At 67.4% G+C, this 23404-nt stretch carries 23 protein-coding genes; 15 read left to right on the forward strand and 8 right to left on the reverse strand.

Features of this window, described 5'->3' with window-relative positions; genetic code table 11:
- Positions 1-254 precede the first annotated feature (254 nt).
- Both AC1RQK_RS05915 and AC1RQK_RS05920 read left to right on the forward strand, forming a co-directional pair.
- A complete protein-coding gene (locus AC1RQK_RS05915; RefSeq protein WP_492808022.1) occupies positions 255-2492 on the forward strand; it encodes a TonB-dependent receptor in 2238 nt (745 codons plus the stop codon).
- Positions 2493-2582: 90 nt separating this feature from the next.
- Entirely contained in the window at positions 2583-3269 is a 687-nt protein-coding gene (locus AC1RQK_RS05920; RefSeq protein WP_150986891.1) for a Fe2+-dependent dioxygenase, read from the forward strand.
- A 27-nt stretch (positions 3270-3296) separates the two neighbouring features.
- Here the strand turns inward: AC1RQK_RS05920 and AC1RQK_RS05925 are convergent, their stop codons facing one another.
- Positions 3297-4187 (reverse strand): LysR family transcriptional regulator, encoded by an 891-nt coding sequence (locus tag AC1RQK_RS05925; RefSeq protein WP_492387142.1) that lies wholly within the window; start codon positions 4185-4187, stop codon positions 3297-3299.
- 152 nt (positions 4188-4339) lie between these two features.
- On the opposite strand from AC1RQK_RS05925, the gene AC1RQK_RS05930 reads away from it, so the two are divergent.
- The 6 genes from AC1RQK_RS05930 to AC1RQK_RS05955 all read left to right on the forward strand — a co-directional run bounded on the left by AC1RQK_RS05930 (position 4340) and on the right by AC1RQK_RS05955 (position 10325).
- Positions 4340-4732 (forward strand): tautomerase family protein, encoded by a 393-nt coding sequence (locus AC1RQK_RS05930; RefSeq protein WP_492374659.1) that lies wholly within the window; start codon positions 4340-4342, stop codon positions 4730-4732.
- 146 nt (positions 4733-4878) lie between these two features.
- On the forward strand, positions 4879-6270 hold the full coding sequence (locus tag AC1RQK_RS05935; protein WP_492374660.1) for a GntP family permease: 1392 nt from the start codon (positions 4879-4881) through the stop codon (positions 6268-6270).
- A gap of 132 nt (positions 6271-6402) precedes the next feature.
- Positions 6403-7236, forward strand: coding sequence for an aldo/keto reductase (locus AC1RQK_RS05940; protein WP_492374661.1), 834 nt, complete (start codon positions 6403-6405; stop codon positions 7234-7236).
- Positions 7237-7259: 23 nt separating this feature from the next.
- A complete protein-coding gene (locus AC1RQK_RS05945; RefSeq protein ID WP_492374662.1) occupies positions 7260-8672 on the forward strand; it encodes an FAD-containing oxidoreductase in 1413 nt (470 codons plus the stop codon).
- A gap of 25 nt (positions 8673-8697) precedes the next feature.
- Positions 8698-9411: an MFS transporter gene (locus tag AC1RQK_RS05950; protein WP_492808023.1), complete on the forward strand. Its 714-nt coding sequence runs from the start codon at positions 8698-8700 to the stop codon at positions 9409-9411.
- Positions 9396-10325: an MFS transporter gene (locus tag AC1RQK_RS05955; RefSeq protein WP_492808025.1), complete on the forward strand. Its 930-nt coding sequence runs from the start codon at positions 9396-9398 to the stop codon at positions 10323-10325. Before AC1RQK_RS05950 ends, AC1RQK_RS05955 begins: the two co-directional genes overlap by 16 nt.
- Before the next feature lie 5 nt (positions 10326-10330).
- On the opposite strand, the gene AC1RQK_RS05960 is transcribed toward AC1RQK_RS05955, so the two are convergent.
- Entirely contained in the window at positions 10331-10579 is a 249-nt protein-coding gene (locus tag AC1RQK_RS05960) for a DUF6388 family protein (protein ID WP_144409844.1), read from the reverse strand.
- A gap of 181 nt (positions 10580-10760) precedes the next feature.
- Positions 10761-11159, reverse strand: a complete 399-nt coding sequence (locus AC1RQK_RS05965; RefSeq protein WP_492374664.1) for a hypothetical protein — start codon at positions 11157-11159, stop codon at positions 10761-10763.
- Positions 11160-11469: 310 nt separating this feature from the next.
- Here AC1RQK_RS05965 and AC1RQK_RS05970 point away from each other — a divergent pair, with 310 nt between their 5' ends.
- Positions 11470-12048: a BPSL1445 family SYLF domain-containing lipoprotein gene (locus AC1RQK_RS05970; protein WP_441633879.1), complete on the forward strand. Its 579-nt coding sequence runs from the start codon at positions 11470-11472 to the stop codon at positions 12046-12048.
- A 185-nt stretch (positions 12049-12233) separates the two neighbouring features.
- Entirely contained in the window at positions 12234-13133 is a 900-nt protein-coding gene (locus AC1RQK_RS05975; RefSeq protein ID WP_043349676.1) for a recombination-associated protein RdgC, read from the forward strand.
- A 42-nt stretch (positions 13134-13175) separates the two neighbouring features.
- On the opposite strand, the gene AC1RQK_RS05980 is transcribed toward AC1RQK_RS05975, so the two are convergent.
- Entirely contained in the window at positions 13176-13931 is a 756-nt protein-coding gene (locus AC1RQK_RS05980) for an IclR family transcriptional regulator (RefSeq protein WP_492374686.1), read from the reverse strand.
- A 298-nt stretch (positions 13932-14229) separates the two neighbouring features.
- Between AC1RQK_RS05980 and AC1RQK_RS05985 the strand changes: the two genes are divergently transcribed.
- Both AC1RQK_RS05985 and AC1RQK_RS05990 read left to right on the forward strand, forming a co-directional pair.
- On the forward strand, positions 14230-15213 hold the full coding sequence (locus tag AC1RQK_RS05985; RefSeq protein WP_174423017.1) for a Bug family tripartite tricarboxylate transporter substrate binding protein: 984 nt from the start codon (positions 14230-14232) through the stop codon (positions 15211-15213).
- 51 nt (positions 15214-15264) lie between these two features.
- Positions 15265-17613, forward strand: coding sequence for a cytochrome P450/oxidoreductase (locus AC1RQK_RS05990; protein ID WP_492808028.1), 2349 nt, complete (start codon positions 15265-15267; stop codon positions 17611-17613).
- Between the two features lie 13 nt (positions 17614-17626).
- Here AC1RQK_RS05990 and AC1RQK_RS05995 read toward each other — a convergent pair whose 3' ends face one another.
- Together AC1RQK_RS05995 and AC1RQK_RS06000 are read right to left on the reverse strand one after the other, a co-directional pair.
- Positions 17627-18253 (reverse strand): glutathione S-transferase family protein, encoded by a 627-nt coding sequence (locus tag AC1RQK_RS05995; RefSeq protein ID WP_492808029.1) that lies wholly within the window; start codon positions 18251-18253, stop codon positions 17627-17629.
- Positions 18254-18333: 80 nt separating this feature from the next.
- Positions 18334-18690 carry a GFA family protein gene (locus tag AC1RQK_RS06000; protein ID WP_492808031.1) on the reverse strand — a complete coding sequence of 119 codons (357 nt, stop codon included), beginning with the start codon at positions 18688-18690 and terminating at the stop codon, positions 18334-18336.
- 79 nt (positions 18691-18769) lie between these two features.
- Between AC1RQK_RS06000 and AC1RQK_RS06005 the strand changes: the two genes are divergently transcribed.
- Positions 18770-19615 (forward strand): DUF6597 domain-containing transcriptional factor, encoded by an 846-nt coding sequence (locus AC1RQK_RS06005; RefSeq protein WP_492808032.1) that lies wholly within the window; start codon positions 18770-18772, stop codon positions 19613-19615.
- A gap of 8 nt (positions 19616-19623) precedes the next feature.
- Here the strand turns inward: AC1RQK_RS06005 and AC1RQK_RS06010 are convergent, their stop codons facing one another.
- Complete coding sequence (locus tag AC1RQK_RS06010) at positions 19624-20544, reverse strand: LysR family transcriptional regulator (RefSeq protein WP_492808033.1); 921 nt, start codon at positions 20542-20544, stop codon at positions 19624-19626.
- Positions 20545-20668: 124 nt separating this feature from the next.
- On the opposite strand from AC1RQK_RS06010, the gene AC1RQK_RS06015 reads away from it, so the two are divergent.
- Positions 20669-21592 (forward strand): DMT family transporter, encoded by a 924-nt coding sequence (locus AC1RQK_RS06015; protein ID WP_492374670.1) that lies wholly within the window; start codon positions 20669-20671, stop codon positions 21590-21592.
- 72 nt (positions 21593-21664) lie between these two features.
- Entirely contained in the window at positions 21665-21991 is a 327-nt protein-coding gene (locus AC1RQK_RS06020) for a thioredoxin family protein (RefSeq protein WP_492374671.1), read from the forward strand.
- A gap of 129 nt (positions 21992-22120) precedes the next feature.
- Here the strand turns inward: AC1RQK_RS06020 and AC1RQK_RS06025 are convergent, their stop codons facing one another.
- The gene (locus tag AC1RQK_RS06025) at positions 22121-23323 is read right to left on the reverse strand and encodes a ribonucleotide-diphosphate reductase subunit beta (protein ID WP_150986839.1); all 1203 of its coding nucleotides are present in this window, start codon (positions 23321-23323) and stop codon (positions 22121-22123) included.
- Positions 23324-23404: the final 81 nt, after the last annotated feature.

The raw sequence follows: 23404 nt of genomic DNA on the forward strand, positions 1-23404 counted from the left end.
ATCTTTAAACAGCAAGCGCATGTAGTATGATCCACAAATGCCAATTAATGTTTCTACATTAGAACATTAGAAGCGCAATCACATTGTCTGTGATAAAAAGACAACGCGAATTGCAACGCAAATCATTCGCATTTATATTCCGGCTCGCCCAACCATGATTGCCTTCCGCCGTTGGCCGAACCGATCCAGGCGCGCACCTTCTTGCCGCTGCCGGCCGGCTCGTGCCCGCGGCCGCACCGGAACCGAGAAACGACATGAATCGCCGCACGCCGATCGCGACTGCCCTGCTCGCGCTGTTCGCCACGCCCGTTGCCACCCTGGCCCAGACGGCCGCCACGGCCCCCGCGACACAGCCCACGACGACGCTGCATGAGGTGGTGGTGCAAGGCAGCAGCGCCAATGACGACTACAGCGCGGTGAAGAGTTCAATCAGCAAGCTGCCCGCGGAACTGCGCGACATTCCGCAATCGGTCACGGTGGTCAACAAAGCGCTGATCGACGCGCAGGGCGGCACCTCGCTGGCCGATGCGCTGCGCAATGTCCCGGGCATCACCATCGGCGGCGCGGAGGGTGGCCAGATCGGCAACAACATCAACCTCAACGGTTTCTCCGCGCGCACCGACATCTACCTGGATGGCTTCCGAGACCGCGGCCAGTACTATCGCGACGTCTTCGCGCTGGATTCGGTGGAAGTGCTGATGGGTCCCTCGTCGATGCTGTTCGGGCGTGGATCAACCGGGGGCGTGATCAACCAGGTCACCAAGAAACCGTCGCTGAAGGCTGCCACCGAAGTCACCGGCTCGGTCACCACCAACGGCCTGGTGCGCGCCACCGCGGACTACAACACGCCCACGGGCGAGACCTCGGCCTTTCGCATCGCGGCGATGGCCCAGGACGGCTCGGCTAGCACGCGCGACCAGACCAAGGTGAAGGACTTCGGCCTGGCGCCGTCGTGGCGCCTGGGCATTGGCACCCCCACCGAGATCACGCTGTCGGCGCTGCTGCAGCATAACGAGGACCAGCCCGACTACGGCCTGCCGGCCATCAACGGGCACCCGGTCAACGTCGACCGAAAGACGGCCTATGGCTTCAACGACGACCGCACCATCCAGGACGTGGCCTCGCTGGGCGCCACCGTGGATCACAAGTTCTCGCCCAACCTGCGCCTGCGCAACCAGACCCAGTTCAACTACGTCAACACCAACGCGCGCGAAACCGCGCCGAACGCCGTCGGCACGGTCAGCGCCAAGGGCTTCACCCCGCTGACCACCACCACGCTGCCGCTGGATGCGCTGTTCGTGCGCCAGCAAAGCCATGACCGCCATATCCGCGATTACTCGATCTTCAACCAGACCGAGCTGACCGCCAAGTTCGACACCGGCCCGGTCAAGCACACCGTGCTGGTGGGTGCCGAGATCGGCCACGATGGCTATGACAACCAGAACTACTACCGCAACGGCACCTGCAACGGCGTGGCGCTGAACCCCGCCGCCACCGCCACCGCTGCGGCCGGCACCAGCGGCTACGCGGCGTGCGAGCCGGTCGTCAACCCGACCTACAGCAACTCGCCGGCCACCGCGCCGAGCGCGACCGGCAATCGCCAGGGCGCGGCGGCCAACACGCTGGCGGCCTACATCAACGACTCGGTGGAGTTCAGCAAGCAATGGAAGCTGGTGGGCGGCCTGCGCTACGACAAGTACATTGCCAGCATCACCAATTCAATCAACTCGTCCAACACGCTGGGCAGCACCGTGTTGCCCAGCGCCAGCCAGACCGTCAACTTCACCAGCGTGCGCGTGGGCGGCATCTGGCAGCCGACCGAGGCGCAGTCCTACTACCTGTCGTACGGCACGTCGTTCAACCCGTCGCTGGAGCAACTGGTGGGCACCGTGGGCCAGCAGAACCTGGACCCGGAAAAGAACAAGTCCTATGAAGTGGGCGGCAAGTGGGATCTGCTGGGCGGCGACCTGTCGCTGAATTCGGCGCTGTTCCAGATCACCAAGGACAACGCCCGCAGCCAGATCGACGCCACCACGTACTCGCTGGCCGGCAAGATCCGCGTGCGCGGCTTCCGCGCCGGCGCCACCGGCCGCATCACCAGCAAGTGGCAGGTCTTCGCGGGATACACCTATCTGGACGGCGAGATCGTCAACGGCATCGCCGCCGGCACCCAAGGCATGGTCCCGACCAATACGCCCAGGCACACCGCGACGGCGTGGACCAGCTACCGCGTGCTGCAGGACTGGGAAGTGGGCGGCGGCGCCTTCTATATGTCGCAGCGCTACGCCAACAACACCAACACCGTGCAGGTGGGTGGCTATGTGCGCTGGGACGGCATGATTGCCTACCATCAGCCGAAGTACGACGTGCGCCTGAACCTGTTCAACATGTTCGACAAGAAGTACTACGATGCGCTGATCCAGTCGGACGGCGGACGCTCGGTGCCCGGCACCGGCCGCACCGCGATGCTGTCCTTCATCTACCGTATGTAAGCTGAGGTAAAGTGGCGCGATGCCATGTCACGCCACGCGGCAGGGCCGGAAACCTCCCGCGCGCTGCCGCCGAACCCTGTCGAGATCGTCATGCTTGTCTGCATTCCCAAGGTCCTCAACGCGGAGCAGCTTGCCGTGCTGCGCCAGCATCTCGACCAGGCCGGCACGGCCTGGGTGGATGGCCGCGTATCGGCCGGCTACTCCGGCGCGCCGGTCAAGTTCAACCAGCAGATCGACGAGCGCGCCGAAGTGGCGCAGCAGTGCCAGCACCTGATCCTTGGCATGCTCGAGCGCAATCCGCTGTTCATCAGCGCGGCGCTGCCCAATATCGTCTACCCGCCGATGTTCAACCGCTACAGCGAGGGCATGACCTTCGGCGCCCATGTGGACGGCGGCGTGCGCATTCATCCGCACAATGGCCGCAAGCTGCGCACCGATATCTCGGCCACGCTGTTCCTCAGCGACCCCGCCAGCTATGACGGCGGCGAGCTGCAGGTGGAAGACACCTACGGCACCCACAGCGTCAAGCTGGAAGCCGGCGACATGGTGATCTATCCCGCCACCAGCCTGCACCAGGTCACCCCGATCACGCGCGGCACGCGCGTGGCGAGCTTTTTCTGGATCCAGAGCCTGGTGCGCGACGACGCGCAGCGCGCGCTGCTGTTCGACCTCGACAACGCGATCCAGAAACTCAACCAGACGGGCGCCGACGATGGTGCGCGGCGCTCGCTGGTGGGTTGTTACCACAACCTGCTGCGGCAGTGGACCGAGACCTGAAAAGGGACGAGTCAATCCACTGCGCGGCTATGCAAACTGCTCCGCCAGCGCCGCCCTGACCTTCCCGACCAGCTCTGCCTCCCCGGCCCGTGCCGGCAGCAGGAAAAACTCCGCCGTGGGCAAGGCCGGCAGCTTGAGCCTGGCCAGCGTAGCCGCATCGATCCGCGCCACGCCCGGCCCGATCGCCGACTCGTTCAGGCACGAGACACCAAGCCCGGCAGCCAGCGCCAGATGCAGGCCAGCCACGCCCGAGGCGGAATGGGCAATCGCGTGGTCCAGGCGCCGTCGCCGCAGCGTCTGCACCACGTACTGATGCAGCGAGCAGGTATCGGGCAGCAGCACCAGCGGCAGCGGGCCGCTCACGCGCTCCGCCTCGCCTTGCGCCGCGACCCAGGCCAGCGCCTCGCGGCGCAGCACGGTGCCGCGCGCGCCCTTGGCGCCAGCCTGCTGGCCTCCCCCCTTGCCCGGCAACCGCATCGACAAGCCGATATCGAAATCATCGGTGTGCATTCCCGCATCGATGACGCTGCTTTTCGTCACCTGTACATGCAGCCGCAGGTAGGGATAGCGCTCGCGCAGCCCGCGCAGCATGCCGGCGATCTCGCCTGGCCGGAAGTAGTCCGTCACCGCGAGCCGCAACTCGCCATCCAGCGTGTGGCCGCGCAGGTCTTGCAGCGCCAGCTCGGACAGCGCGAGGATGCGCCGCGCATGCTCGAGCAAACGCGTGCCGGCGGGTGTCGGCGCCGCGCCCTGCTTGCCGCGCGTGAGCAGCGGCACGCCGGCGCGCTCCTCCAGCTTACGCAGTTGCTCGCTGACCGAGGACTGCGACAGGAACAGCCGAGGCGCCGCGGCGGACAGGCTGCCGGCGTCCGCCACGGTCACGAACGTGCGTAGCTGGTCGAGTTCAAGTGCGCGCATGGCGGGCCCCCAATCTTATTTCGGTATTGACGATGGATAGTATCGTAAATTCCCGTTTTTCCGATGGAAGGCAAACACCTAAACTGGCATCACTTACCCGCTGAGCCAAACCCAGCCAACCCAGTGAAACCGCAAGAACAAAGGAGTCCGTCATGCCCCACATCAACCTGCAGATCTCCGGCAAACCCAACGCATCGCTGACCCGCCGCAGCGCCGCCGCCGTGACCGAGCTGACCCAGCGCGTGCTCGGCAAGAAGCCGGAGGTCACCGTCGTTTCCGTGCAGTACATCGACCACGACGCCTGGATCATTGGCGGCGACCCGCTCTCGGAGCTTGGCCGCAACGCCTTTCACCTCGACATCAGCGTAACGGACGAAACCAACACCAAAGCGGAGAAAGCGCAGTACCTGAAGGCCGCGTTCGAGGCCCTCTCGGAGCTGATCGGCAACGTGCATCCGGTGTCATACATCCACGTAGTGGATGCGCGCGCCGCCACCTACGGCTACGGCGGCCTGTCGCAGGAATACCGCTACCACCACGGCTGAAGCCCTGGCCACGGACGAGGGCAAAGAGGCGAGCCTTTGAGGCAGGACATTGTCGCAGTGCAGCAAGCTGTGGCAAAGTCGGCACCTGATCTGCCGCGCACGGCGCCACGAGCGCCGCGCGCGCGGAAGAACCACAAGGAGAACCGATGTCCTTCCTGATAGTCCTGGCCGCCCTGGCCTTCCTGATGTTTGCGGCCTACCGTGGCTACAGCGTCATCCTGTTCGCCCCGGTGGCCGCGCTCGGCGCCGTCCTGCTGACCGAGCCTGCCGCCGTGGCGCCGGTCTTCTCCGGCATCTTCATGGAGAAAATGGTCGGCTTCGTCAAACTGTATTTCCCGGTCTTCCTGCTGGGCGCCGTGTTCGGCAAGGTGATCGAGCTGTCGGGCTTCTCGGAGTCCATCGTGGCCGCCGCCATCCGCTACATAGGCCGCTCGCGTGCCAATGCGGTGATCGTCGCCGTTTGCGCGCTGCTGACCTATGGCGGCGTCTCGCTGTTCGTGGTGGTGTTCGCCGTCTATCCGTTCGCGGCGGAGCTTTACCGGCAGAGCAATATCCCCAAGCGGCTGATGCCGGGCGCCATTGCGCTGGGCGCGTTCTCGTTCACCATGGATTCGCTGCCGGGCACGCCGCAGATCCAGAACATCATCCCCACCACCTTCTTCAAGACCACGACCTGGGCGGCGCCGGTGCTGGGCCTGCTGGGCTCGCTGTTCATCATCGGGGTGGGCCTGGGCTACCTGGAGTGGCGCCGCCGCGCGGCCATGGCACGCGGCGAGGGCTATGGGACAGCGTTGCGCAATGAGCCGGAGCGCAGCCAGACCGGCCACCTGCCGCATCCGGCACTGGCGCTGCTGCCGCTGGTGGTGGTGGGCGTGGCCAACTTCGTCTTCACGCGCATGATTCCGCAGTGGTACGGCAGCAGCTACAGCGTGTCGCTGCCCGGGCTGGCCAAGCCCGTGGAGACGCAGATCGCCACCGTGACCGCGATCTGGGCGGTGGAGGCGGCGCTGCTGCTGGGCATCGTGGTGGTGGTGGCGACGGCGTTCGGCGCGGTGCGCGAACGCTTTGCCGAGGGCAGCAAGAGCGCCATCGGCGGCGCGCTGCTGGCCGCCATGAACACGGCCTCGGAGTATGGCTTCGGCGGCGTGATCGCCGCGCTGCCCGGCTTCCTGGTCGTCAGCGATGCGCTCAAGAGCATCCCCAACCCGCTGGTCAATGCCGCCGTGTCTGTCAGCACGCTGGCGGGCATCACCGGCTCGGCGTCGGGCGGCATGAGCATCGCGCTGGCCGCCATGTCGGACACCTTCATCCACGGCGCGCAGGCCGCCGGCATTCCGCTCGAGGTGCTGCACCGCGTGGTGTCCATGGCCAGCGGCGGCATGGATACGCTGCCGCACAACGGCGCCGTGATCACCCTGCTGGCGGTGACGGGCCTGACGCACCGGGAGTCCTACCGCGACATTTTCGCGGTGACCGTCATCAAGACGCTGGCCGTGTTCTTCGTGATCACGGTCTACTACGTGACCGGCCTGGCCTGAACGCGGCGGCGCGCGCCGCGCCTTGTGGATCGCGCCATCCTTACCTAGTGTGAGTGGGTAGCCGGCCGTGCGCGCGTGCTTTGCACGCCACATGTCGGCGGCTCCACCCTGCACTTCCCACCGGAACACCGCATGAAAACCGTGAGTCTGCCCGGCGGCGAAAGCGTTGCCGCGCTCGGCATGGGCACCTGGAACATGGGCGATCAGCCGGCTGCGCGCGCGGAAGAGCTTGCCACGCTGCGTCTCGGGCTGGACCTGGGCCTGACCCTGATCGACACCGCCGAGATGTACGGCGATGGCCGCTCCGAGGAACTGGTCGGCGAAGCCATCGCCGGCCGGCGCGACGAGGTCTTCCTGGTCAGCAAGGTGTACCCGCACAACGCCGGGCGCACCGGCGCGGTGGCCGCCTGCGAGCGCAGCCTGCGCCGCCTGGGCACCGACCGCCTCGACCTGTACCTGCTGCACTGGCGTGGCGGCGTGCCGCTGGCGGAGACCATGGAGGCCTTCATGGCGCTGCGCAAGGCGGGCAAGATCCGTCACTTCGGCGTCAGCAACCTCGACCTGGACGACATGCGCGCGCTGTGGCGCGTGCCCGGCGGCAAGGAGGTCGCGGCCAACCAGTTGCTCTACAACCTCACGCGGCGCGGCATCGAGTGGGACTTGCTGCCCTGGCTGCGCGAGCATGGCGTTGCCCTGATGGCTTACTCGCCGATCGAGCAAGCCACGCTGCTGCGCAACCCGCGGCTTGCGCGCTTTGCCCAGAAGCATGGCATCAGCCCGGTGCAGGCGGCGCTGGGCTGGCTGCTGGCGCAGCAGGGCGTCATCGCGATTCCCAAGACCAGCCATCGCGAGCGCCTGCGCGAGAACCATGGCGCGCTCGCGCTGACACTCTCCACGCAGCAACTGGCCGAGCTGGACGCGGCCTTCCAGCCACCGGACGGCCCGCACCCGCTGGCGATGCTGTGATGTGATGCCCAGGAGCCCCCGCCATGACACTCGACTACGACGCCATCATCATCGGCACCGGCCAGGCCGGCCCCCCGCTGGCGGCGCGCCTGAGCGCAGCCGGCCAGAGGGTGGCCGTGATCGAGCGCCAGTCGTTCGGCGGGACCTGCGTCAACACCGGCTGCATCCCCACCAAGACCATGGTGGCGAGCGCCTACGCGGCTAACCTGGCACGGCGCGGCGCCGAGTACGGCGTGGTGCCCACCGGGCCTGTGACGGTGGATATGGCTCGCGTCAAGGCGCGCAAGGACGGCGTCGTCGGCAAGTCCACGCACGGCGTGGAAACGTGGGTGCGCACGCTGGAGCACGGCACCGTCCATCTCGGCCACGCGCGCTTCGAGGGCCCGGACACCGTGCGCGTAAACGACACCCTGCTGCGGGCCGGCAAGATCTTCATCAACGTCGGTGGGCGCGCCGCCGCGCCGCCGATGCCTGGGCTGGAGCAGGTGGACTACCTGACCAACGCCGGAATGATGCGCGTGGACACCTTGCCGCGGCACCTGCTGGTGGTGGGCGGCAGCTACATCGGTCTGGAGTTCGGCCAGATGTTTCGCCGCTTCGGCAGCGAGGTCACCATCGTGCAGCGCGGCCCGCGCCTGATCGAGCGGGAGGATCCCGACGTGTCCGACGCCGTGCGCGGCATCCTCGCCACCGAGGGCATCGGGCTGCGTCTCGACGCCGAGTGCATCGCGCTGGAGCAGCGCGGCGCCGAGGTCGTGGTGAAGATGGATTGCGCGCACGGCGCGCCCGAGATCGTCGGCTCGCACGTGCTGCTGGCGGTGGGGCGGCGGCCCAATACCGACGACCTTGGCCTGGACCGCGCCGGCGTTGCCGTGGATGCGCGCGGCTACATCCAGGTGGACGAACAGTTGCGCACCAATGTGCCCGGGATCTGGGCCATGGGCGACTGCAACGGGCGCGGCGCCTTTACCCATACCGCCTACAACGACTTCGAGATCGTCGCCGCCAACCTGCTGGACGCGGCATCCGGCGAGCCGCCCCGCACGCTCGGCGACCGCATCCCCGCCTATGCGCTCTACACCGACCCACCGCTGGGGCGCGTCGGCATGAACGAGGCCGAGGCGCGCCAGTCCGGGCGCAAGGTGCTGGTTGGCATGCGGCCGATGACGCGGGTTGGCCGCGCGGTGGAAAAAGGCGAAACGCAAGGCTTCATGAAGATCCTGGTGGATGCCGACAGCCGCGAGATCCTTGGCGCGGCGGTGCTGGGCGTGGGCGGCGACGAGGTGATCCATTGCATCCTCGACGCGATGTATGCGTGCGCGCCGTACACGGTGGTCCAGCGCGCCATGCATATCCACCCCACGGTGTCCGAGCTGATCCCGACCATGCTGGGCGAGCTGCATCCGCTGGAGCCGGCCGGCCCGGCGGCAGCATGACAGGCCCACACAGCAAGCGCTGAACATGCCCACCACGCCGCTGGCCCAGAGCCCGTGCGACGACGCAACGCTGCGGACCGCCCCTGGCGGGCCACCCTGCGCCAGGGCCGACGAACCTTGGGTGCTGGCCGCCACCATCCTGGCGTCCAGCATGGCCTTTATCGATGGCACCGTGGTCAACGTGGCCCTGCCCGCGTTGCAAAAGGATTTCGATGCGAGCCTGAGCGGCATGCAGTGGGCGGTGGAGGCCTATGCGTTGCTGCTGGCAGCCTTGCTGCTGGTGGGCGGCGCCTGCGGTGACCGCTTCGGGCGCCGTCGCGTGTTTGCGCTGGGCGTGGCGATCTTTGCAGCCAGCTCGGCCTGGTGCGGCCTGGCCGGCAACATTGGCCACCTGGTCGCCGCGCGGGCCGCGCAGGGCTTGGGCGCGGCGCTGCTGGTGCCGGGCAGCCTGGCGTTGCTGTCGGCCTCGTTCGACGCGAGCCGGCGCGGCAAGGCCATCGGCACCTGGTCCGGCGCCACCGCGATGACCACCGCGCTCGGGCCCGTGGTGGGCGGCTGGCTGATCGAGCATCTGTCGTGGCGCGCGGCCTTCCTGGTCAACCTGCCGCTGGCGGCGGCGGTGCTGGCCATCGTGTTCTGGCGCGTGCCGGAAAGCCGCGCACCGCAGCATCCCGGTGGACTCGACTGGCCCGGCAGCCTGCTTGCAGCGTTTGGGCTGGGGGCGTGGTCTACGGCCTGATCGAGTCGCCGGCGCAGGGCTGGGGCCACCCAGCCGTGTGGATGCCGTTTGCGGCCGGCCTCGTTGCGCTCGGGCTGTTCGTGCTGGCGGAGACCCGCGTGGCCAACCCGGTGATGCCACCCGCGCTGTTCCGCTCGCGCGCTTTCCTGGGTGCCAACCTGCTCACCTTGCTGCTTTACGCGGCGCTGGGCGGCGGCCTGTTCTTCTTCCCGCTCAACCTGATCCAGGTACAGGGCTATTCGTCGACGCAGGCCGGTGCCGCCTTGCTGCCGTTCATCCTGCTGATGTTCCTGCTGTCCGGCTGGGCCGGCGGGCTGGTGGACCGGCATGGCGCGCGCAAGCCGCTGATCGTCGGCCCGCTGGTAGCGGCCGCGGGCTTCGCGCTGTTTGCATTGCCCGATGCCGCCGCCAGCGGCGGCAGCTACTGGCTGGCCTACTTTCCCGCGGTGCTGGTGCTCGGCGCGGGCATGACGATCAGCGTGGCGCCGCTGACCACCACCGTCATGAACGCGGTGCCGCTGGGCTCGGCCGGCACGGCGTCTGGCATCAACAATGCGGCGGCACGCGTGGCCACGCTGCTGGCGATTGCCATGCTGGGGATCGTGATGGTGCGCGTGTTCGACTACCGGCTGGACCGCTCGCTTGGCCAGTCGGTGGCCAGCGGCGCGGTGTCGGCGCAGGTGGCTCGGTCCGTGCAGGCGCAACGCGCGAAGCTCGCCGCCATCACGCTGCCGGCGGCCACGGCCCCGCAGGTAAAGGCGGCCGTTCGGCGTGCGGTGGACGGCGCCTTCGTGGCCGGCTTTCGCTGGGTCATGCTGCTGTCGGCGCTGCTGGCTGCCGGAGGGGCAGCATGCGCCTGGGCGTTCCTGAGCCCGGCGCGCGGCAAGACCGGCACCGGGAAGGCCGGCGGCTAGCGCATCTAACGCCGCGGCGCCGGCGCCGCGCGCTCGCCCAGGTACACCAGCAGCAGCTCCTCGACGGTGAGGCGCCGGAGCCTGGCTTCGCGGCCGATGGCGCGCTCCAGCTCCGAGAGCTGGAAGGCCTCCACGCTCATGCCGACAGCGCGCGCGTGGCGCGGGGTGATGACCTTGAGCAGCGCCACCACTTCGGGGTTGTCGGCGAGAAAACGCTCATGGGCAAGTTGCAAGCGTTCGGGGGAAAGAGTCATCGGGAAGGGACCGCAATAAGGTGGGTGCAAGGTGGGTGGGGCGCGACGGCCTGGCGCCTGGCGAGCAGGTACGAGGCAGGAATGCACGCCGGCGCCCGCGCATTACACCACAGCCGTGCCGGAGCCCCCAACCGCAGTGCAATCCGCAGTGCAATCGGAACGCAAGCGCAGGCCTCGTGCGTTATTGCGCCTTGGCGGTATAGCGCTCCCGCTCGACGTAGCGGACCAGGTAGTTGCGGGTCTTGGCTTCGGTATCCTGGCTCACCCGCTCAGCGGCCTGGCGCGCGCCATCGCGCCCATGCGAGGACACCATCTGCGCATCCAGGTAATCGCGAAACGCCGTGTGCATGGCGTCGAGCCGAGGCCGGCAGGCCTTGAGCGCAGCACTGGCGAGATCCTGCGCGGAGGCGCCGCCGGCCATGCCGGCATCGGCCTGGCCCTTGGCGCACGTGGTGTAAGCGGCACGCAGCGATTGCCATTGCTCGTTGGCTTCGGATGAGGCTTGCGGATTGGCGGGCACTTGCGAAGCGCAAGCCGCTGCCAGCAAGGTGACGGGGATGAGGGCGAGAACGGATTTCATGTGTCATGGACTTATCCAGCCCGGCCGGGTTCCTGTCCAGATGAAACAGGTTGTTGCGAGGCGCCCGTGCTTGTAGGACGCCTCGCGCCAAAATGCAGCCTCCGTCCTACAGCCATTCGCAAGAATGCTTGGTATATTTCTACAGAAACGGTGAGAGTACGCCGGCTTTTCGGAAAAACCCGAGAATCAAGTTTGCGGCGAGATTTCAAGTTTCTACAAGTGCTGATTACGCCTATCCTTTATGTGGGGTGCGCAAAGTGGCTCCGGGGTATCCGGTGCCGTGAGAGGTAAAACAATCAGGAGAGTGAGCATGGAACGCAGATCGTTTCTGACGGTAGGGGCTGGACTAGTGGTGGCAAGTTCGGGCCTGCTGGGCGCGTGTACGACCACGCCCGATGCACCCACCGACAAGGCCGCCAAGCGCCGCGAGATCGATGGCGGCGTGGATGGTACGCTCAACAAGCTGTATGAGACGGCGAAAGGTTCACGCGAACTCGCCAACCGCGCGCGCGGCATCCTGGTCTTCCCCAATGTCCTCTCGGCCGGCTTCGTCGTGGGTGGCGAATATGGCGATGGCGCGCTGCGCGCGGGCGGCGCCAACCGTGGCTATTACCGCATCATCTCGGGCTCGGTCGGCTGGCAGATCGGTGCGCAATCCAAGGCCATCATCCTGATGTTCATGACCCAGGAAGCGCTCGACAAGTTCGTCGCCAGCAGCGGCTGGACTGCCGGCGTGGACGCTACCGTGGCGCTGGCCAAGATTGGCGCCAATGGCACCCTGGACACCAATACCGCCCAGCAGCCCGTCGTTGGCTTCGTGGTCACCAATGCGGGCCTGATGGCCGGCGTGAGCCTGGAAGGCTCGAAGATCAGCAAGCTCGACATCTGAGGCCACGCAGCGTGCCGGCCTGGCGCCGGCCTGTATGCGGGGGGCCGGGTTGCGAAGGCGACCCGGCCCCTGACTTTTTCCGGCCCTGCTGCCACGGCACCGCCACACCAGCCAGACTCCCTCACGCATTGTTACCGCATGCGCCACGCTAACCGGCTAGAATCCGTCCCTTTGGCCGAATTCACATGTGGTTCAAGAATCTCCAGCTGCACCGTCTGTCCGCACCGTGGTCCCTCGCCGCCGAAGAGGTCGAGGAATGCCTGGCGCGCCACGCATTTTTCCCTGGCACCAGCCTGGAGATGCAAACCCAGGGCTGGGCCTCGCCGCGTGACAACGGCGCGCTCGTCCACCAGGTCGGCAAGCAGTTGCTGCTGACCATGCGCACCGAAAAGAAGCTGCTGCCGTCCACCGTGGTCAACCAGGTCACCAAGGCCCGCGCTGTGGAGCTGGAAGAACAGCAAGGCTTCAAGCCGGGCCGCAAGCAGATGCGCGAGCTCAAGGAGCAGGTCACCGAAGAACTGCTGCCGCGCGCGTTCAGCATCCGGCGCGACACCCGCGTGTGGATCGACCCGGTCAACGGCTGGCTCGCCATCGACGCGGCCGCCCCGGCCAAGGCCGATGAAGTGCGCGGCCTGCTGTTCAAGGCCATCGACCCGCTGCCGCTGGACAACCTGCATGTGAACCAGTCGCCGGTCACCGCCATGACCGACTGGCTGGCCACCGACACGGCCCCGGCCGGCTTCACCCTCGACCAGGAAATGGAGCTGCAATCCAGCGCCGAGAGCAAGGCCACGGTGCGCTATGTGCGCCATCCGCTGGATGCCGAGGACCTGCGCCGCCACATTGCCGCCGGCAAGCGCTGCACGCGCCTGGCGATGACCTGGAATGACCGCGTGTCCTTCGTGCTCACCGAGTCGCTGACCATCAAGCGCGTGGCCCCGCTGGACGTGATCAAGGAGCAGGCAGACCCGAGCGCCCGCGACGACGAAGAACGCTTCGACGGCGACTTCACCATGATGGCCGGCGAACTGGCCAACCTGCTGTCGGACCTGACCGCCGCGCTCGGCGGCGAACGCAAGCTGTAAGCCAGCGCGTCAGCGGGCCGGCCAGGCCGGTTCAAGCTGGATTCAGGCGCCGCCGCCCGGCGGCGCCGCGCCGTAGCCCAGCAACCCGCTGGCGACCCGCGCCTCATGGCGCACGGCCACGGCGATGGGTCCGTCCATCGACGCATCGAAGCCGCCGGTGGCACCCAGCGCGGTGAGCACCGCGCAAATGCGGCCCGTGTAGTCGTACAGCGGCGCCGCCACGGCGCTGATGCCCTTCAGGTTGGTATCGCGCACTACCGCGCACCCGGCGGCCAGCACTTCGCGCCGCAGCACGCCGATGGGATCATCGCGATCCAGCTGCGCGCGCAGGTCCGCCGGCGCCGCCGCGAGCTCTTCTTCCGCCATCGCCCGCACACGCGGCTCGTCCAGCAAGCCCAGCAGCGCGCGGCCCGTGGCCGACCACAGCATCGGCATCACCGAGCCCACCCGCACATTGACCGTCACCGGTAGCCCCGGCTCCTCGAAGCGCACGATGGTCGGGCCCTTGTTGCCCATCACCGCCACAAAGCAGGTCACGTCCAGGCTCTCGCGCAGGCGGACCAGCGACGGCTCGGCGATCCGGATCGGATCAACCTGCCGCATCGCTGCCAGGCCGATCAGCATGGCCTCCACGCCCAGGAAATACTGCTGCGATGCCGACGCCTGCGCCACCAGCCCCTCGTCGATCAGGCTGGCCAGGTAGCGGTGCACCTTGGCCGGACTCTCGCCAATATGCGCGGCCAGCGCGGTCAGGCTGGCGCGCCCGCCGAGGTTGGCCAGGCCCTTGAGCACCGTCATGCCGGTCTGCGCCGATTGCACGCGCTGGCGGCGCTCGCGCGCCGGCGGCTCAGCGGGCATGGCGGCTTCGACCGGGTCAGCGGGATCGCCTGAGGTGCTCGATGCGCGTGAGGTGCGTGCGGCGCTTGGGTCGTTTCTTGTCTTCATGGGCGGAGATTCTAGTGCCGTGCATTGCGCGGCGGCATCAAACCCACGTTAACCCGCATCGCCATATTACGCAATGCGTATATCATTTACGCATAATAACGCCGGACCGCGCTACGCCTCAACCGGCACCCAAACGGGAACAGGAGACAAGATGATCACCATCCGCAAATGCATCGCCGCAGGCCTTGGCCTGGCCGCCATCCCCATGCTGGCGGCCACCGCTGCCGCCGAGCCGGCCTACCCCGCCAAGCCGGTGCGCTGGATCGTGCCGTACGCCGCCGGCGGCGGCTCGGACTTCCTGGCGCGCTCCATCGGCCAGGCCCTCTCGACCCGGCTTGGCCAGCCCGTGCTGGTGGACAACAAGCCGGGTGGCAATACCGCGATCGGCGCGGCGGAGACCGCGCGCGCGCCGGCGGACGGCTACACGGTGCTCTCGGCGGACAACGGCACGCTGGTGTTCAACCCGGCGCTGTACAAAACGCTTTCCTACAACCCGGTCAAGGACCTGGCGCCAGTCACCTTGCTGGGCCGCTTCCCGATGATCCTGGTGGTGGGCCCGGGCATGAACGTCAACACGGTGCAGGAGTTCGTCGCCCGCGCCAAATCCAAGCCGGGCGGCATCGACTACGCCTCTGCCGGCGCCGGCAGCCCGCACCATCTCGCCATGGAACTGCTCAAGGTGGAGGCCGGGCTGAACATGGTCCACGCGCCCTATCGCGGCGCCGCGCCCGCGCTGGCCGACGTGGCCGGCGGCCAGGTCCCGGCCATGATGGTCGACCTGGCCGCGGGCGCGGGTTTCATCAAGGGCGGCAAGGTCAAGGCGCTGGCCGTGGCCAACCCGACCCGCCTGCCCCAGTTGCCGGACGTGCCGACCTTTGCCGAGGCAGGTTACAAGAACGTGGAGGCCGCCGCGCTGGTGGGCATGGTGGTTCCCGCCGCCACGCCGCCGGAGATCGTCGCCACGCTGAACAAGCAGGTGGTGGCCGCGATCAAGGACCCGGCCGTCAACAAGCGGCTGGTGGACTTCGGCGTGGAACCCGTCGGCAACACGCCGGCGCAGTACGCCGAACTGCTGCGCAGCGAGACCACGCGCTGGCACAAGCTGATCCGCGACCTGAAGATCACGCTGGAGTAACCGCGGCGCACCGCACCCGCCCCCCGCAAACGAGAACACGGAGCAACAAGCATGGCCAACGCTACCCCCAATCCACACGCCTCGGGATGTCCCGTTGACCATCGCTTGCTGACAGCGCAGCGCTCGCCCACCGGCTGCCCGGTCAGCCCAGGCGCGGCCAGCTTCGATCCCTTCGAGGATGGCTACCAGCAGGACCCGCCCGAGTACGTGCGCTGGGCGCGCGAGCAGGAGCCGGTCTTCTACAGCCCCAAGCTGGGCTACTGGGTGGTGACGCGCTACGACGACATCAAGGCGATCTTCCGCGACAACCTCACCTTCAGCCCCTCCATTGCGCTGGAGAAGATCACGCCGACGGGGCCGCAAGCCAACGCCGTGCTGGCGTCCTACGGCTACGCCATGAACCGCACGCTGGTCAACGAAGACGAGCCAGCGCACATGCCGCGCCGCCGGGTGCTGATGGCGCCGTTTACGCCAGAGGAACTCAAGCATCACGAGCCCATGGTGCGCAAGCTCGCGCGCGAGTATGTCGACTGCTTTGTCAACGACGGCCGCGCCGACCTCGTCGACCAGATGCTGTGGGAAGTGCCGCTGACGGTGGCGCTGCATTTTCTCGGCGTGCCCGAGGAAGACATGGACCTGCTGCGCAAATACTCCATCGCGCATACCGTCAATACCTGGGGCCGGCCCAGGCCGGAGGAACAGGTCGAAGTCGCGCATGCCGTGGGCAACTTCTGGCAGCTGGCGGGCAAGATCCTCGACAAGATGCGGCAGGACCCGTCCGGCCCGGGCTGGATGCGCTATGGCATCCGCAAGCAGGTGGAGTATCCGGAGATCGTCACCGACTCCTACCTGCACTCGATGATGATGGCCGGCATTGTCGCCGCGCATGAAACCACCGCCAACGCCACGGCCAATGCCATGAAGCTGCTGCTGCAGCATCCGCGCGCCTGGCAGGAGATCTGCGAAGACCCGGGCCTGATCCCGAACGCGGTAGAGGAATGCCTGCGGCACAACGGCTCGGTGGCAGCCTGGCGGCGCCTGACCACGCGCGACGTGCAGGTAGGCGGCGTCGACATTCCCGCCGGCGCCAAGCTGCTGATCGTGACGTCCTCGGCCAACCACGACGAGCGGCACTTCGCCGATGCGGATCTCTTCGACATCCGCCGCGAGAACGCCAGCGACCAGCTCACCTTCGGCTACGGCTCGCACCAGTGCATGGGCAAGAACCTGGCGCGCATGGAGATGCAGGTCTTCCTGGAGGAACTCACGCGGCGCCTGCCCCATATGCGCCTGGCAGAGCAGCGATTCAGCTACGTGCCGAACACCTCGTTCCGCGGGCCCGAGCACGTGTGGGTGGAATGGGACCCGACGCAAAACCCCGAGCGCGCCAACCCCGCGTTGCTGGAGGTACAAGTGCCGGTGCGCATTGGCGAGCCGTTGGGGCATGCAATCAGCCGGCCGGTGGTGGTGGCCAGCGCGACTCAAGCGGCCGAGGGCATTGTGCGGCTGCGGCTGGTGTCGCCCGATGGCAAGCCGATGCCGCGCTGGGCGCCGGGCTCGCACATCGACGTGGAATGCGGCGGCACCGGTCTGTCGCGGCAATACTCCCTTTGCGGCGACCCGGACGACAGCGGTGCGCTGGAGATCGCCGTGCTGCGCGAAGCGCAAGGCCGTGGCGGCTCCGCTTGGGTGCATGACAGCGTCAAGGCCGGCGACCGGCTGAAGATCCGCGGCCCGCGCAACCACTTCCGGCTGGATGAGGCCGCGGGCAAGCTGATCCTGATCGCCGGAGGCATCGGCATCACGCCCGTCAGCGCCATGGCGCGGCGCGCGAAGGCGCTCGGCATGGACTACGTCTTGCACTACAGCGGGCGCTCGCGTGCGTCCATGGCGCTGCTCGGCGAGCTCATCGCGCTGCACGGCGATCGCCTGCATGTCTACGCCAAGGATGAAGGCCAGCGCAACGATCTCACCAGCCTGCTCGGGCAGCCCCAGGCGGATACGCAGATCTACGCCTGCGGCCCCGCGCGCATGCTTGCAGCGTTGCAGGAACAGTGCGCCGGCTGGCCCGGCGATGCGCTGCGCATCGAGCATTTCGAGTCGGCGCTCGCCACGCTGGATCCCGGCCAGGAGCAAGCGTTCGAAGCCGAGCTGAAGGACTCCGGCATCGTCGTCGCGGTCGCCCCGGGCCAGACGCTGCTGGCCGCGCTGCGCGCCGCCAACATCGACATGCAGAGCGATTGCGAGGAAGGCCTGTGCGGCTCCTGCGAGGTGCGCGTGCTGGCCGGCGAAATCGACCACCGCGACGTGGTGCTCACGCGCGCGGAGCGCGAAGCCAACACCAAGATGATGGCCTGCTGCTCGCGCGCGAAATGCCAGCGCATCGTGCTGGAGCTATAAGCGCGGCGCTCGCTCAGCCGCCCTGCTCTGCTGCCAGCTTCGCATCGATGCCACGCGCCCGCGCCACCGCCGGGCGCGCGTTGATGCGGTCGATATAGGCCTGCACCACCGGCGTCGCTTCGACCAGCTTGAACATCGTGGTCCAGGTCAGCGCGGTGCCCCACAGCACGTCGGCCGCGGTGAAGGTGTCGCCCAGCAGGTAGGGGCCCTTTTCCAGCTGGCCCAGCAGCGTGCTGATGGTGGTGTCGTAATCCCCGTAGGGGCACATCGCGCGCGGCGTCTCGCGCTGTTGCGAACGGTCCACCAGCGCCGGCTCGAAGCAGGAACCGTAGAACGCCATCCAGCGCAGGTAAGGCCCGCGCAGCGGATCGGTCAGCGCGGGCGCCAGCCTGGCCTGCGGGAACAGGTCGGCCAGGAAGATGAACACGGCCACCTGCTCCGTCACCAGCGCATCGCCATAGCGGATGGCCGGCACCTTGCCCATCGGATTGATGGCCAGGTAAGCCGGCTCGCGCTGCTCGCCGGCCTTCATATTGAGCGGGTGGAGACGATACGGCACGCCGAGTTCCTCAAGCAGGGTCAGCGCGCCGGTGGAACGTGTGTTGGGCGAATGGAACAGGGTCAGTTCGGGCTGGAACATGGCATTGGCTCCGGGGGAAAAATCATGCAACTCGGGGCGAGGGGCGCGGCGAGGGGCGCTGTGAAGCGCGCCATCGCGGATCAAGCGCTGGCGCCGTCGACCTTCTTAGGTTGGAGCTGCGCCAGGTCGACGCCATCGAGGCACCGCACATTGATCGCCGCCACGGCCGAGCCATCCGGCATGCTGCCCAGCGCGTAGGCCTCCACGCCGCAGGTTTCGCAGAAGCGATGGTCGATCACATGCTTGTTGAACTTGTAGGTGCGCGTGGCCTGCGCACCTTCGGTCAGCGTGAATCTATCTGCCGGTGTGAACGACCAGATGAAGCCGCGCTTGCTGCACAGCGAGCAATTGCACTCGATGGCGCCGGCCAGGTCGACATCCACTGCGTAGCGCACGGCGCCGCAATGGCAGCCGCCGGTGTAATGGGTTACGGTCATGGTGGTCTCCGATAGAATTTCGTTCATCTTGCGCATCTTGCGTGCCTGCCGCAGCCCGTAGTTTTACACCGCTATCCCCATGCCCCGATTGGAAAAACGCGACACGCACGCGCCCGTCACCGCTGCGCCCAAAGGCATTGTCGACCCGCTCGGCACGCAACAGCGCATCCGCCTCGGCCGTTACCTGCCGTCGGTGGCGCTGGCGCCCTTTGTCGAGCATTACTGGATCGTCGAGTGGGACCTGGCGGGACAACCGCCGCAGGTGCAGCGCGTGCTGCCCTATCCGAACGCCAACCTGGTATTCGACCGCGGCCAGACAGCGCTCTTCGGCGTGGTGCGCGGCGTGTTCGACCGCACGCTGGAAGGCGCCGGCCACGTGCTCGGCGTGCGCTTTCGCGTAGGCGGCCTGCGCCCCTTGCTGGACGAGCCCGTCTGCGCGCTGACCGACACCACGCGTGCGGCGCGCGCGCTGCTGTCATGCGACGCGCACCGGGCCGAAATGCTGGTGCTGGATGCCGGCGGCGACGAAGCCATGGTGGGCGCCGCCGAAGCGCTGTTGGGCGGCGCCCTGCCGCCGCCTGACCCCGTCGTGGATCAACTGCAGGCCATCGTCGCGCATGCCGCCAGCGCCGAAGGCCCCGCCAGCGTGGAGTCGCTGGCGCAGCATGCCGGCATGGGCGTGCGCGCCTTGCAACGGTTGTTCCAGGACTACGTGGGCGTATCGCCCAAGTGGGTGCTGCGCCGCTACCGCCTGCAAGAGGCCGCATGGCGGCTCGCTCGCGGCGAGCCGGTCGGGCTGGCGCAGCTCGCCGCCGAGCTCGGCTACTTCGACCAGGCCCACCTGACGCGAGATTTCACCAGGCTGGTGGGCGTATCCCCGGGCGACTACCAGCGCTCGCAGCAGGGGCCGGCCGGCGCACGCTGAGCGGCAAGTCAGCCCGCGCTGCCGATGTGCGCGGCCAGGTAATCGATCAACGCCCGCACCTTGGGCGGCAGGAAGCGGTTGGACGGATAGAGCAGCCACACCGTCCCCACGTAGGCGCGTGCCTGCAATTCCCAGTCTGGCAACACCCGCACCAGTTCGCCGGCCTGCAAGGCAAGGGCCGCGGTGAACTCGGGCAGGCTGGCGATGCCAAGATCCTGCTGCGCCGCCTCCAGCCGCGCGCCGGCGTGGTTGGCGACATAGCGCCCGCTCACCGTCACGGTCTGCGTCTCGCTGTCGCGACGCAAGCGCCAGCGGTTGTCGTCGGCGGTTTCCCCCAGGTACAGGCAATCGTGCTGCGCGAGATCACGCGGCTGCGCCGGCGTGCCGCGCGCGCGCAGATAGGCGGGCGAGGCGCACAGCACCCAGCGCACCGCGCCCAGGCGGCGCCCGGCCAGACCGGGCGGCGGGTGCTCGGTCAGCCTGATCACCAGGTCGAGGTCGTCGGCAAGGGGATCGGCCTCGTGGTCGGTAAACAGCAACTGCAGGTCCACTTCCGGATAAGCCTGCAGGAAAGCCGGTACCAGCGGATGGATCACCGTCTTGGCAAATGCGGTCGGCGCGCTGACGCTGACCCTGCCCTGCGGCCGGCCCACCACATGGCCGGCGGCGTCCATCGCCCCCGCCGCGGCGCTCACCACGTCGCGGCAATAGCGGTACACCTCGGCGCCCGATTCCGTCATGCGCACCTTGCGGGTCGAGCGCTCCAGCAAGCGCGTGGCCAATGCCTCCTCCAGACGCTTGATCTGGCGGCTGACAGTGGACGGTGTGCTGCCAAGCTGGCGCGCGGCAACAGAAAAATTGCCCGCGTCGACCACGCGCGCGAACACCGCCATGTCGGGCAGCAAGGCAAAGAGATCAGCTTGGTTCATGAGGCGGCTCGCGGCGGGCAGAGGCGGATTAATGCATATGCGGCATAAAGGCTTTGCATTCCGACCCGATTATCGCCGTGGATGCAAAGCGGCACAATGCAGGACCGAATGCACAAGGTCCACCATGCCCGCGCCAAAAAAACTGTTACTGCTGTCCGACCTGATGCTGCTCGCGGTCGCCGTGGTCTGGGGCAGCAGCTACGGCATCGTCAAGAGCGCACTGGTCTTCTACCCGGTACTCGGCCTGCTGACGCTACGCTTTGGCATCACCTTCGTGGTGCTCTCTCCCACGCTGGCCGGGTTGCGCCGCACCGACGCCGCCACCCTGCGCGGGGTGCTGGGAACCGGTGTGCTGCTGCTCGGCATCTTCCTGTGCGAAACCTTCGGCGTGCTGCTGACGCGCGCCTCCAACGCCGCCTTCCTGATCAGCCTGTGCGTGGTGCTGACGCCGCTGGCGGAGTGGCTGCTGCTCAAGCGCCGTCCAAGCCGCATCGAATGGGTAGCGGTGGCGCTCTCCCTGCTAGGCGCGTGGCTGCTGGCGGGCCACGGCGAACTGGGGTTCAACCTTGGCGACGGGCTGATCCTGGCCGCCGCCGTACTGCGCGCGCTGATGGTCTGCGCGACCAAGCGGCTGGTGCGGGGCCAGTCCATGCCGGCGCTGACGATGACGGCGGTGCAATCCGGCGTGGTCGCCGTCGGCAGCGCGGCCGTGGCACTGGCGCTGGTGCCCGCGCAGTGGCAGCCCCTGCCGTCGTTCTCTGGCCACGCTGCGTTCTGGGGCTGCGTGCTGTGGCTGGTGGCCGCCTGCACGCTGTTCGCCTTCTTCGCCCAGAACTACGCCATCCGGCGCAGCAGCCCCACGCGGGTGGCGCTGCTGATGGGCAGCGAGCCCGCCTTCGGCGCGTTGTTCGCCAGCCTGTGGCTGGCAGAGAGCATCTCCACCACGGCGTGGATCGGCGGCGGGCTGATCGTGGCGGCATCGCTGTTGGCCACAGTGCGCTGGGGCAAGCCTGCAGCCCCCGAGATAGCGCAGGGCTCGCAGGCCTGAAACAGGATCCGTTGCAGCCAGCCGCGGTCATACAATCCGTGCATGCCCATTTGGACAGGCGAGAGGATTCCCATGACGATGACCGATGTGTATGGCCTGCGCGAGCCGGCCCGGGCCGAAATCGACGCCATCAAAGGCCCGGCCGTGATCGAGTTCGGCGCGCCCTGGTGCGGCTACTGCATGCGGGCGCAGCCCCACCTGGCCGGCGCCATGGCCAGCCATCCGGAGGTTGCCCACATCAAGGTCGAGGACGGCAGCGGCAAGCCGCTCGGCCGCTCGTTCCGGGTCAAGCTATGGCCCACGCTGGTGTTCATGCGCGACGGCGTGGAGGTGGCGCGGTTGGTGCGGCCGAGCGAGACACGGGCGATCGAGGAAGCGTTAAGACGGATTGCGGGCTGATGCTGGCCCGCACTGCTGATCGCTGATCGCTGATCGCTGATCGCTGATCGCTTATGCAAGTGCAAAGAAAAAAGCTCCCGAGGGAGCTTTTTTCTTTCTGCGTGGCGGCATTCACCGCTCGGCGGAAACTCAATCCCAGGACAACGCCCCACCGGTCTGATACTCGATGACGCGCGTCTCGAAGAAGTTGCGTTCCTTCTTCAGGTCGATCATCTCGCTCATCCACGGGAACGGGTTTTCCTCGTTCGGGAACAGCTGCTCCAGGCCGATCTGCTGGCAGCGGCGGTTGCAGATAAAGCGCAGGTAGCCCTTGAACATTGGTGCGTTCAGGCCCAGCACGCCGCGCGGCATGGTGTCCTCGGCATAGCGGTATTCGAGGTCCACGGCCTTCTTGAACAGCGCGGTGATCTCTTCCTTGAACTCGGCGGTCCACAGGTGCGGATTCTCGAGCTTGATCTGGTTGATCAGGTCGATGCCGAAATTGCAGTGCAGGGACTCGTCGCGCAGGATGTACTGGTACTGCTCGGCGGCGCCGGTCATCTTGTTCTGGCGGCCCATGGCCAGGATCTGCGTGAAGCCCACGTAGAAGAACAGGCCTTCCATGATGCAGGCGAACACGATCAGCGACTTGAGCAGCTTCTGGTCGTTCTCCGGCGTGCCGGTCTTGAAGGCCGGGTCGGTCAGCGTGTCGATGAACGGGATCAGGAACTCATCCTTGTCGCGGATCGACTGCACTTCGTGGTACGCATTGAAGATCTCGGCTTCATTGAGGCCGAGCGACTCCACGATGTACTGGTAGGCGTGCGTGTGGATCGCTTCTTCGAAAGCCTGGCGCAGCAGGTACTGGCGGCATTCCGGCGCGGTGATCTGGCGGTAGGTGCCCAGCACGATGTTGTTGGCGGCCAGCGAGTCGGCGGTCACGAAGAAGCCGAGGTTGCGCTTGATCACGCGGCGCTCGTCTTCGGTCAGGCCGTTCGGGTCCTTCCACAGCGCGATGTCGCGCGACATGTTGATTTCCTGCGGCATCCAGTGGTTGGCGCAGCCGGCCAGGTATTTTTCCCAGGCCCACTTGTACTTGAACGGCACCAGCTGGTTGACGTCGGTCGAGCCATTGATGACGCGCTTGTCGGCGGCGTTCACGCGGCGGTCCGTCGGCGCGTCGGACGCCGGCAGGTTGCCGAGGATACCCGTGCCTGCCGGCTGCGTGGCGGCCGGCGGCAGCACGCCGTGCTGGTCGACAGAGCGTGCGGCAGCAGGCGTGGCGGTGGGATTCGGCGCGGGCTGCGGGGCAGCCTGCGGGGTGGCTTGAACGTCGTCGTCCCAGCTCAGCATGGTGTGGTTCTCCGTGGAATGCTTTGGTTTGCCGCCGTCCTCGCCGCGCAAGCGGCGCGGCGAGGATCAGGGCAGGTAATG

Source organism: Cupriavidus sp. GW822-FHT02D05 (assembly GCF_058802485.1).